The sequence below is a fragment of the Gordonia sputi NBRC 100414 genome (assembly GCF_000248055.1).
Taxonomy (GTDB): domain Bacteria; phylum Actinomycetota; class Actinomycetes; order Mycobacteriales; family Mycobacteriaceae; genus Gordonia; species Gordonia sputi.
In genome coordinates this window covers 23,504-34,328 of the sequence record NZ_BAFC01000056.1, presented here as the reverse complement: position 1 = coordinate 34,328, position 10,825 = coordinate 23,504, and the positions used below count along the sequence as shown (strand labels likewise).

At 63.2% G+C, this 10,825-nt stretch carries 8 protein-coding genes; all 8 read right to left on the bottom strand.

Annotated elements, in window-relative coordinates:
• Positions 1–186 precede the first annotated feature (186 nt).
• Complete coding sequence (locus GOSPT_RS09315; protein ID WP_005205497.1) at positions 187–1,701, bottom strand: ATP-dependent DNA ligase; 1,515 nt, start codon at positions 1,699–1,701, stop codon at positions 187–189.
• A complete protein-coding gene (locus GOSPT_RS09310) occupies positions 1,698–3,491 on the bottom strand; it encodes a SulP family inorganic anion transporter (protein WP_005205496.1) in 1,794 nt (597 codons plus the stop codon). Before GOSPT_RS09310 ends, GOSPT_RS09315 begins: the two co-directional genes overlap by 4 nt.
• A 55-nt stretch (positions 3,492–3,546) precedes the next feature.
• Positions 3,547–4,005 carry a DoxX family protein gene (locus GOSPT_RS09305; RefSeq protein WP_005205494.1) on the bottom strand — a complete coding sequence of 153 codons (459 nt, stop codon included), beginning with the start codon at positions 4,003–4,005 and terminating at the stop codon, positions 3,547–3,549.
• A gap of 102 nt (positions 4,006–4,107) precedes the next feature.
• On the bottom strand, positions 4,108–5,397 hold the full coding sequence (locus GOSPT_RS09300) for an MFS transporter (RefSeq protein ID WP_005205492.1): 1,290 nt from the start codon (positions 5,395–5,397) through the stop codon (positions 4,108–4,110).
• Positions 5,398–6,322: 925 nt separating this feature from the next.
• Positions 6,323–6,952, bottom strand: coding sequence for an MBL fold metallo-hydrolase (locus GOSPT_RS09295; protein WP_005205491.1), 630 nt, complete (start codon positions 6,950–6,952; stop codon positions 6,323–6,325).
• Positions 6,949–8,043, bottom strand: a complete 1,095-nt coding sequence (locus GOSPT_RS09290; protein ID WP_005205489.1) for an S-(hydroxymethyl)mycothiol dehydrogenase — start codon at positions 8,041–8,043, stop codon at positions 6,949–6,951. The genes GOSPT_RS09295 and GOSPT_RS09290 overlap by 4 nt, the downstream gene beginning before the upstream one ends.
• Before the next feature lie 244 nt (positions 8,044–8,287).
• Positions 8,288–9,432 (bottom strand): IS3 family transposase gene (locus tag GOSPT_RS09285; protein WP_085941925.1). Its coding sequence is split into 2 segments (ribosomal slippage): positions 8,288–9,165 and positions 9,165–9,432, totalling 1,146 coding nucleotides; the frame shifts between segments, so codons are not numbered across the junction.
• Positions 9,433–9,609: 177 nt separating this feature from the next.
• Positions 9,610–10,815: a methyl acetate hydrolase AcmB gene (gene acmB / locus GOSPT_RS09275; protein ID WP_039855389.1), complete on the bottom strand. Its 1,206-nt coding sequence runs from the start codon at positions 10,813–10,815 to the stop codon at positions 9,610–9,612.
• Positions 10,816–10,825 lie beyond the last annotated feature (10 nt).

The following is a 10,825-nucleotide window of genomic DNA, read 5'->3' as shown; positions in this document are numbered from 1 at the left end:
GAGCGAGCAGCCGAGTCGAAATCACCAGCGGTGTGTGGCTCGGCAGCGCGGTGGGTGGTCTCGACAAGCTCGACCAGCGGGTGGAGGCTCGACCGGCGGGGTGGGTGGTCTCGACAAGCTCGACCAGCGGTGGGGTGGTCTCGACAAGCTCGACCAGCGAAGCGTGGCTCGGCCGCCGAGCGCCCCCTACGGCAGCAGCGCCCGCACGGCGTCGATGGTGTCGGCGTCGGCGGCGGTCTTGTCGGGCCGATACCGCAGCACCCTGGCGAACCGCAAGGCAACCCCGCCCGGATACCTTGAACTGCGCTGCACGCCGTCGAGTTCGATCTCCACGACTATCTCCGGACGCAGGAACACCGCCCACTCCGTACGCGACTCCTCGTACTTGGGGAACTCCTCCGTCTGCCAACGCAATATCTCGTCGGTCAGGCCCTTGAACGTCTTGCCGACCATCATTGGCGGCCCGCCGTCGGGGTCGCGTGCGCCCAGGTGCAGATTCGATAGCCAGCCGCGTCGACGCCCCGATCCCCACTCGGCGGCGAGTACCACGAGGTCAAGAGTGTGCACCGGTTTGACCTTCTGCCACGTCCGCCCACGACGGCCCGCCGCGTACACACCGCTGCGCGACTTGACCATGACCCCTTCGTGGCCTTCCGCTATGGCCGCTGCGAATTGTGCTTGTGCCGCTTCGACATCGGGGTCGACCACAGAGGGAATACGGAGACCCGAACCCACCGAATCCAGTGCCGCGAGTCGCTCCGACAGCGGCAGGTCGATCAGATCGCGGCCGTCGAGATGCAGGCAGTCGAAGAAGAACGGTTGCAGCAGTTGAGGATTCGCCTCGTCTGCGGCAGACCCGAACCGGCTCATGGTCTCCTGGAACGGTCGCGGCCGGCCGTCGTCACTGAGCATCAGTGTTTCACCATCGAGAATGACTGTCTCACAGGGCAACCCGAGCACAACCTCGACAAGGTCGGGCACCCTATCGGTCACGTCCCGCAACGTGCGGGTGAACACCCGTACCTCACCGCCGTTACGGTGCACCTGAATTCGTGCACCGTCGAGTTTGAAGTCGACAACGACGTCGGGGCCGAGGTCGGCAAGCGCGCTCGGCAGGTCGTCGGCGGGAGTCGCGAGCATCGGTGCGATCGCGCGTCCGACCTGTAGCCGCACTCCACGCAACGCCTCGTCGCCGCCATGTGCGGCCAATACCGCTGTCTCCGATAGTGATCCGGTCAGCATGTGCGCGCGCCGCACCGAATCGACGTCTTGACCCGTCGCTTGCGCCACCGCGTCGACCATCAACCCTGCCAACGATCCCTGCCGCAGTTCACCGGTCAGCAACCGTCGCAGGAAGTCCTGTTCGGGCGGCGTCGAGTTCGCGAAAAGCCCTGTCAACACGCTGTTTCTGACTGCTGCCGACCCCGCTCCCCTGGCCGCGGCGAGTTGCTCGAACGCGTCGTCGACATCGATCACGTCGAGCTTCGACTCCTCGGCACCGTCCACATCGAGGTTCACCAGCGATCGCCAGCCGACCCCCAGCTTGCCCTGCGGCACCTCGCCGGAGAGCCATGTGACCACGATGGGTAGTTCATCCTTCGACGCAGCACCAAGGAGCTCAACCAATTCGGCTGTCTTGAGCTTGCGTGACCGGGTCGCAGCCATCTGCGCCGACGCTTCCACGACCTGCCCGAGTTTCACGACTCCTGCTTCCATGCATCCGGCGATACATCCGACGAGCCCTCCGACCGTGCCGCTTCTACCGCGTCGGGATACGCCGCCTCGTACGCACGTACCGCGGCGCCGACCGTCGGGTACACGTGGTCGGAGTTCAGCTCCGAGAGCACTCCCTCGTCGGAAAGTGTGTCCCCGAGCTCGGGATCCACGCCCGCGAGGACGAAATGAGCATTCCGCTTGTGCACGAAGGTGATCAGATCCTTCAGCATGACCGAGGCCGTGTAATCGACGTCGCCGATCACTGTGCAGTCGAGTATCAGCCAACGCACCGGGTGCGGTGCCGCCCGAACCAGCGCGGCCACCTCATCGGAGAAGCGACTGGCGTTGGCGTAGAACAGATCCGCGTCGTAGCGGAACACGATGAGTCCTGGCATCGACTCGGCACCCGGCTTGGCCGACTCGTATCGTCGACGACGCCCATGGTCGGATACCCCGACCACGAACCGCTCGGGACGATACTGTCTGCGCACTATCGCCAGAAGCGACACTCCCATCGCAACGACCACGCCGTTCTGCACGCCGAGAACCAGCATCACCACTGCGGTCAGGAGGGCAATGGTGAAGTCGTACTTCGACACCCGCCACATTCGACGGAACTGGTCGATGTCGATCAGCCGCACCGCCACCACCGCGACAATCGCTGACAGCACGGCGTGTGGCATGTAGGCGAGCGCGCCGTCGAAGAAGACCACGACGATCAGCGCGATGAGCGCCATCGTGATGTTGGCGACTTGGGTCCGACCATGTTCGGATTCGAGCAGTTCGGTTTTGGTGGGGCTGCCGTTGACCACGAATGTCGACGAGAACCCTGCCACGATGTTGGCCGCAGACAGTCCGACGATGTCGCGATTGACGTCGGCGTTCTCTCCGTGACGCTGCGCGAAACTTCGTGCTGTGGCCGCACTTTGGGCGAGAATGACCACCGCGCAGCCGATCGCAACCGTCGCGGCCTTCGGTATGTCGCGCCACGTGACGTAGTCGGGAAGTCCGAATTCGGGAAAACCGCCGTGCAACTCGCCGATCACCGGCACATCATCGGACCAGTTGAAGGCGTATACCAGCACGATCGACGCCACCACAACGATGACCGGCATCGGAAGGCGGGGCACCCACCGCTTGCCTACGATCAGCAACGCCAGCGTCGCAACGGCGAACGCCACCGCGGTCCATCGAATGGAGCCGAGTTCGCGCGCAAGGTGTTCCCAACGCTCCCATATCCGACCATCGCTACCGGAGATCCCGAGCATGCCGGGAATCTGCCCGGTCAGCACACTGATCCCGGTGCCTGCGAGGAAGCCGACGAGCACAGCGGTGGAGAGGAAGTCGCCGAGAAACCCAAGTCGCGCGATCCTGGCCACTGCCAGCATCAGTCCCGTCACGATTGCGATCAATGACGCGAAACCCAACCACTCCGCCGAGTTCGGTTGCAGGCCTGCGACTCCGATGCCCGCGATGCCCGATCCGATGATCGCCGCGGTCGCCGAGTCGGCACCGGTCACCATGAGCCGTGACGCACCCAGAACAGCGAACACGATTGTCGGAAGGATGATGGTATAGATTCCCGCAACCACCGGAACGTGGGCAATTGTGCTGTAGCCCATCGATTCCGGAATGGCGACGGCCGCGAGCGTGATGCCCGCAAGGACGTCCGCCCGCAACCACCCGCGCTGGTAACCACGGAACGCGGGTGGCAGCAAGCGTTTCAGCGACGTCGAGAACGCACGCTCCGACCCGGCGGCCCGCGTCCCGCTCACTGCCGTTCGCCCCAGCTCAGCGGTTCGATCACCCCGCTGACGTTACCCGCGTTGATCAGGCAGCGGTGCGCACTGCCGAGCCTTGCGAAGCTGCGGCGTCGGACTGTTCAGCTCGCTTACGTACGAGCACGTTCTCCAATGCGGGACGCCCCGAGCCGATGAAGACCAACAGGAACAGCGCCCAGCAGTACAGCGCGGCCGAGTCGCCCTCGTTCGCTATGGGCAGCAGACCGTCGCCCTGGTGCTTCCAGAAATAGGCGACGGCCATCGCACCGGAACCGATGAACGCAGCAACGCGAGTGCCGAGTCCGAGCATGACCAGGATGCCGCCGACCAGCTCAATTGCCGGGGCCCACCACGACGGCCACGCCCCGAACGCTGCGGTCTCGCCGCCGTATGGCGCGACCGGCCATCCGAACAGCGTCGACGCGCCGTGACAGAAGAACAGGAAGCCGATGACGATACGAAATAGGCCGATCGCCCACGGCGCGACCTTCTCAAGTGAGGTAAGCATTGCCTAACTATGAAGGTCTGGTTCCCGCATCGCAACCCCAGAAACCCGATTCCGAGGGAATCGCGTTCGGCGCTCAGATGCCTTGCACTCAGACCCCGACGCTCAGACCTCCGACAAGTCCACCGACCGCGTCTCCTTGACCGACCACAGCGCCAGGAGCGTCAGTACTCCGGCCACCGCGAGGTACACACCGACCCACGCCACACCGAAGTCGGCAACCAGCCACGTCGCGATGAACGGCGCAACGGCAGCGCCGAGGATCGACGCGACGTTGTAGGCGATCCCAGATCCCGTGTAGCGCACGTTCGTCGGGAACAGCTCCGGCAGGATCGCGCTCATCGGCCCGAAGGTCAGTCCCATCAGCGCCATACCCAAAACGAGGAAGCCCAGCATCACGCCGTCGGTCACCGACGACGGGTTGAGCAGCCATCCGAAGCACAATCCGAAGATGACGATCGCACCGGTGATGACCAAGAGCACCACGCGTCGGCCATAACGGTCGGCGAGCCATCCCGAGAGCGGCACGCACGCTGCGAAGAACAGCACCGAAATAAGCTGCAGCCCAAGGAAGTCGACGTAGCTGATGGAGAGCTTGACGCCCGACGCGTCGGTCACCTTGCCGGTTCCGTACGAGGTCGTCCACGTGGTCACGATGTAGAAGAGCGTGTACGTGGCCAGCATGATGAACGTGCCGGCGATCAGCGGACGCCAACTGGTCTTGACGACCTCGGCCAACGGCGCGCGCACCTTCTTGCCCTCTTCGACTGCCTTGGCGAACACGGGCGTCTCGGTGAGCTTCAACCGCACGTAGAGCCCGATGACCACCATGATTGCGCTTGCCAGGAACGGAATTCGCCAACCCCAGGTCAGGAATGCGTGGTTGGTCGCAGCGCTCTTGGCGTCGAAGTCCATTCCGAGCATCAGCAGCAAGAAGATGCCGTTGGCGAAGAAGAAGCCGATCGGCGCACCGAGCTGCGGCCACATCGCCGCCCAGGCGCGCTTGCCCTTCTCTGCGGTCTCGGTGGCCAACAGTGCTGCCCCCGACCATTCGCCGCCGAGTCCGAGGCCCTGGCAGAACCGCAGCAGCGCGAGCAGAGCCGGTGCGGCATAACCGATCTGGGAGAACGTGGGCAGCAACCCGATCGCGAAGGTGGCGATACCCATCGTGAGTAGTGAACCGACCAGGGTCGCCTTACGGCCCACGCGATCTCCGAAGTGTCCGAACAACACCGATCCGATCGGCCGCGCGACAAATGCGAGACCGAACGTTGCGAACGAGGAGAGCAGCGCGGCGGTGTCGTTGCCCTTCGGGAAGAACAGCGTCGGAAATACGAGGACCGCGGCAGTCGCATAGATGTAGAAGTCGAAGAATTCGATACTTGTGCCGACCATCGATGCGATCACGATGCGGCTACGCGGAACTGCGGGTCGAGTGGGGTCGACGGGCGCAGAACCCGTTGCAGGGGCAGTGGCTTCACTCACCGCGGAGAGGTTACGCGCCCGCCCATCGGGATCTGTGCGGGTGGGCCGGTTCGGCCCCCCCTTTTGCCGTATCCCGGTGCCACCAGGTGACTCCGGAGTACGGCATATAACCGGATCAGCTTCCGCGCTTGATCGCTCGAGTCTGTCAGAATTTCCAGGCGTATCCGTCACCGGTCGCCGTGCAGGTGAGCTCTCCGTCCGTGCCCGCCAGTCGAGCCTTCACACCCGGGTTGAAACAGGATTTGCCGACGGAGTCCGGTCCAACCGTGGGGAGGGGCGGAGCGGTAACGTCCTTCCATACAAGATTCTCACCGCTACAGCGAAATTGACCCCCAGGGGACGTTGCGCCGGGGTTTGCGCAGGGCTCTCCGTCGTAAATCGGTGACTGGATGCCTTCGGCAGTCGGAACAATAGCTTCCGTAGTCGCTTCCGATTGAACCTCGACTGTTGTCGGCGGGACTGCTTCGGCAGCAAAGGTAGAGGGCCGCGTACTCGTCGAATGCTGGCCAGCGGGCGATGTCGAAGTAGGGGAATAAGACGGAGACCTCGCAAGTGAGTCATCGCTTGGACTACAGCCGGCAATTAGCAGCAAGAGCCCTACCGACGCCATGGCAACGCCGCACAGTCGGATCACAGCGCTCACCACGTTAGACGTCACGCCTAATTTGTACGAATTGTCCGTTCACTCATCGGCTCATCTAACGCGAAATGCCCACGCACACACAACCAGTTGTCGACCTGCACAACCCATCCTGCAGCACTTAAGGCGACCGCCTCGATGCTTCTGCCGTATTCCGGTGCCACCAGGTGACTCCGGAATACGGCATGAACCGGATCAGCTTCCGCGCTTGATCCACTCCTCCAGATGTGGCGCCTCGGTGCCGACCGTCGTGCCGTCTCCGTGACCCGTATAGACCTTGGTCTCCGGATCGAGCACGAAGATCTTTTCCTTGATGGACTCGATGATCTTCGGGAAGCTCGAGAACGACCGCCCCGTCGCTCCCGGTCCGCCCTTAAACAGCGTGTCGCCACTGAACAACACACCGAGCTCCGGCGCGTAGATCACCGACGAGCCCGGCGAATGCCCCGGCGTGTTGATGACCTTCAACGACGTTCCCGCGACGTCGATCTCCTGGCCGTCGTCGAGGTTGCCGGGCGTCACGTCGGGGTGCGTCTCCTTCCACAGCATGGTGTCGCCGGGGTGCAGCAGGATGGGCGCGCCGGTCTCCTTCGACAACTCCGGAGCCACGGTGATGTGGTCGTTGTGGCCGTGTGTCAGCACGATGGCCTTCACGGTCCGGTCTCCGACAGCGTCGAGGATCGGCTGTGCGCTGTGCGCGGCGTCGATAATGACGACCTCGCTGTCGTCGCCGACGATCCAAACGTTGTTGTCGACGTCCCACGTCCCGCCGTCGAGCGAGAAGGTGCCGGACGTGACGACGTTATCAATGCTCACGTTGCTCATGACTTCAGCTCTACCACCGAGCGAAGTACCTTGCCGCCCTTCATCGCCTCGAACGCGGCCTCGACGTCGCCAAGTCCGACGCGCTCGGTGACGAACTTGTCGAGCGGGAGTCGACCCTGCTCGTAGAGGTCGATGAGCATCGGGAAGTCGCGCTCGGGCAGGCAATCGCCGTACCACGACGACTTGAGCGACCCACCGCGCGAGAAGAAGTCGACGAGCGGCATCTCGAGCTTCATCTCAGGCGTCGGAACACCCACCAGTACAACGGTTCCGGCGAGGTCGCGAGCGTAGAAGGCTTCCTTCCACGTCTCCGGTCGCCCGACGGCGTCGACGACGACGTCTACCCCGAAGCCGTCGGTCAGGTCCTGGACGGCGGTCACGACGTCGTCGACTTCTGCGCCGTTGATGGTGTGGGTTGCGCCGAGTTCGGTTGCCCACTGCAATTTTGCCGGATCGCGGTCGATCGCGATGATCTTGGTGGCACCCGCCAGGCGCGCACCGGCGATCGCGGCGTCGCCGACGCCACCGCAACCGATGACGGCGACGGAGTCTCCGCGACCAACGTTGCCGGTGTTCATCGCAGCGCCGAGGCCGGCCATCACGCCGCAGCCGAGCAGGCCGGCGACCGCGGGATCGGTCTCGGGATTGACCTTGGTGCACTGCCCCTCATGGACGAGGGTCTTCTCGATGAACGCACCGATACCCAGCGCCGCCGTCAGTTCGGTCCCGTCGGTGAGCGTCATAGACTTCGACGCGTTGTGGGTGTCGAAGCAGTACCAGGGCTTCCCGCGCTTGCACGCCCGACACTCACCACACACCGCACGCCAGTTCAGGACGACGAAATCGCCGACCTCGACGTGCGTGACATCCGAACCGATCGCCTCGACGATGCCTGCCGCCTCATGCCCGAGGAGGAACGGATACTCGTCGTTGATGCCGCCCTCTTTGTAGGCAAGATCCGTATGGCAGACACCGCACGCCTGGATATCGACGACGACGTCGTTGGGCCCGGGGTCGGGCACCACCACGTCGACGAGTTCCGTTGGCGCGCCCTTGCTACGCGAGATGACTCCCTTGACCGTCTGCGACATTCCGCTTTCAACCTCTCGATGGTGAGAACCTTGTACTCAACACAGTCTTGTGGCATGGCACGAGACATGCATCCATCCGAATGGATGGTTCTACCTAGTCGAAAGTACAGCGGCCCGATGGATCGCGCCCCTTCCCGCCGACCGAGCCGCCTTCCGCCGATCGAGCTTGTCGAGATCAGCCAGCCTGGCAGGTCCCCGATAGCCGTTCCAGGCAGTTTTAGAGCCAGTTCTCTCTTGCTGTCGGTCAGTCGATCTCGCAGCCCACGGGGTGATGCTGGTGGGTGCATGCGGCAGCGTACTCGGCCGGCGTCTGGTAGCCCAGCGCTGAGTGGCGGTGCCGGCGGTTGTGGTCGTCTTTGAAGTCGTCGATGACCACACGGGCCTCCAGGAGGGTGGGCCAGCAGTTGCGGTTCAGACACTCGTTGCGCAGTCGGTTGTTGAACGACTCGATGAACCCGTTGTTCCACGGCGTGCCGGGCGGAATGTAGGAGATCCCCACCGACCCTGCACAAAACCCTTGCAGGGCCTCAGAAATGAACTCAGGCCCGTTGTCCATACGCAACACCATTGGTGGGCCACCCGAGATCGCGAACGCCTTTTCCAGCTCCTCGATCAGGCGTTCTGCCGGAATGGAGCGGTCGACGATGTTCAGCAGCGACATGCGAGTGTGTTCATCCACCATCGACGCGATCTTGATCTTCTTCCCATCGACGGTGGAGTCGAACTGAAAGTCCAATGCCCACACCACTTTCGGTGCATCCGCAGTGATGATCGGCACGGAGGATTGGCCGGCTCGTTTGCGTCGCGGAGCACGCCGCACCTGCAGGCCTTCTTCTCTCCACAGGCGGTGCACTTTCTTCTTGTTGATCTCGATGCCGTCGTCGAAACGCAGGTGCGCCCACGCCCGACGGAACCCGTGGCGTGGATTCTTGCGGGCATAGGTGCGTAACTGTTCCCGCAGTTCGGCATCGGGATCTGCGGGTGTCTGCGCGAGCGGCAGGCGTCGATACGCAGATCGTGAAAGCCCAACTACCTTGCACGCCATACGTTCTGACATGCTCATCACATCCTTGAGCATGTCAACGGCGGCGCGTTTGGCGGTTGGGCTCAGAATTTTCCCTTCGCGATCTCCCGCAGTGCGTCCTTCTCCAACTCCGCGTCGGCGAGCAGCCGCTTGAGTCGGCTGTTCTGATCGCGCAGCTCTTTGAGTTCCTTCGCGGCATCGCCGTCCATGCCGCCGTACTGGCGGCGCCAGTTGTACAACGTGGCCGCCGATACCTCGAGATCGGCGGCGATCTCCTCGCCGGTCTTGCCCTCCGCAGCAAGCTCGTCGGCACGGCGCAGTTTACGCACGATGTCCTCAGCCGAATGCCGCTTACGTCCTGCCATGTCCTTCATCGTCCCTTCTCAGCCCTCATCAGGGCAATCAGGACTCTAAGACAACCCGGATCGGTTCACGGGGGACACGCCAAGCCCGTACACAACTGCGACCTGAGCGCGAGGCGGCGACAATAGTCGCCTCGGCCTCGCGCTCAGGTACGAGTTGTGTACGTATCGGCTCTCGGACTAGCGATCGAGTGCGCGATAGACCACGGATTCGAAGTCCATGTACTTCGTGAACGATGTCGGATCACCGAACGGCAGAATCTGGGTCGCCCAGTATCCGCCGTATCCGTTCTTCCGATCGATCCAGTAGAACAGATTCGCCAGTCCGGCCCAGCCGAGTGCCCCCGCAGGGCGGCCTGTCGGCGCCTCCTCGTTGTTGATCATGAAGGGTAACGACCACGACTTCGATTGCCCCGGAAAGAATTCCGCATCGTTGGACAACGAGGGAATCACACCAGGCAACATGGTTACCGGTAGGTCACCGAGATGGTTCCGCACTGCCATCTCGACCGTTTCCCGATTGAGTACACGGCCATGATCGCCCGCTCCGTCGTTCAGCCACATCCGGATGAACTTCATGTAGTCGCCGACGGTGCCGTAGAGACCGTGCCCACCGAAGTCGACTTCCGGAGGCGACGGCAGTTCGAAGTCCATCGGGGTCAGCGTCCCGTCTGCGTTGCGTGCATGCATCTCGGCGAGTCGTGGCCGGAAGTCATCGCGCAGAACGAAACTCATGTTCTCGATGCCCAGCGGTTGGAAGATCCGCTCGTCGAACACTTCCCCGAGTCGCTTACCCCGCAACCTCTCGACGACCTGCCCCACCCAGTCGATGTTCGTGCCATACTGCCAACGATCTCCCGGATCGAACAGCAACGGCGTCGTGAGTGCAGCCTTGGTCGCGGTGATGACACTCGGCTGCCCTTTCTCATCGGCCAACCTCGAGTAGACCTCGTCGAAGAAGTCATACCCGAAACCCCCGGTGTGCGTGAGCAGTTGACGCGTTGTCGGAATCGACTTCGGTGCCCGGAGGATCGGATCACCTCCGCCGTCGAAACCCTCGATCACCTGTAGCTCGCCGATCTCGGGCACGTAGCGTGAAGCGGGACTGTCGAGGTCGAGTGCGCCCTCTTCCACGAGTTGTAGTGCGGCGGTCGCGGTAATCGCCTTGGTGGTGGAGAAGAGCGCGAAGGCGTCGTCAGTGGTGATCGCGTCCTTGCCGCCGAACCGACGAGTGCCCGCCGCTCCTTCGTAGACGTTGCCCGTGCGATCCGTCACCATCGCGACGACGCCTGCCACCGGCATCTCGGCATCGACCGCGGACTGCAACACGGCATCTTCCGAGCGTTGGAGCACTCCACGATCGACGCCCGTAACCGAACTAGTCATCTCATCTGTC

Excerpts from the sequence above, each read along its gene's own strand:
- GOSPT_RS09305 (WP_005205494.1), bottom strand. The coding sequence starts at position 4,005 with ATGCTTACCTCACTTGAGAAGGTCGCGCCGTGGGCGATCGGCCTATTT.
- GOSPT_RS09300 (WP_005205492.1), bottom strand. The coding sequence starts at position 5,397 with ATGGTCGGCACAAGTATCGAATTCTTCGACTTCTACATCTATGCGACT.
- GOSPT_RS09295 (WP_005205491.1), bottom strand. The coding sequence starts at position 6,952 with ATGAGCAACGTGAGCATTGATAACGTCGTCACGTCCGGCACCTTCTCG.
- GOSPT_RS09290 (WP_005205489.1), bottom strand. The coding sequence starts at position 8,043 with ATGTCGCAGACGGTCAAGGGAGTCATCTCGCGTAGCAAGGGCGCGCCA.
- acmB (WP_039855389.1), bottom strand. The coding sequence starts at position 10,815 with ATGACTAGTTCGGTTACGGGCGTCGATCGTGGAGTGCTCCAACGCTCG.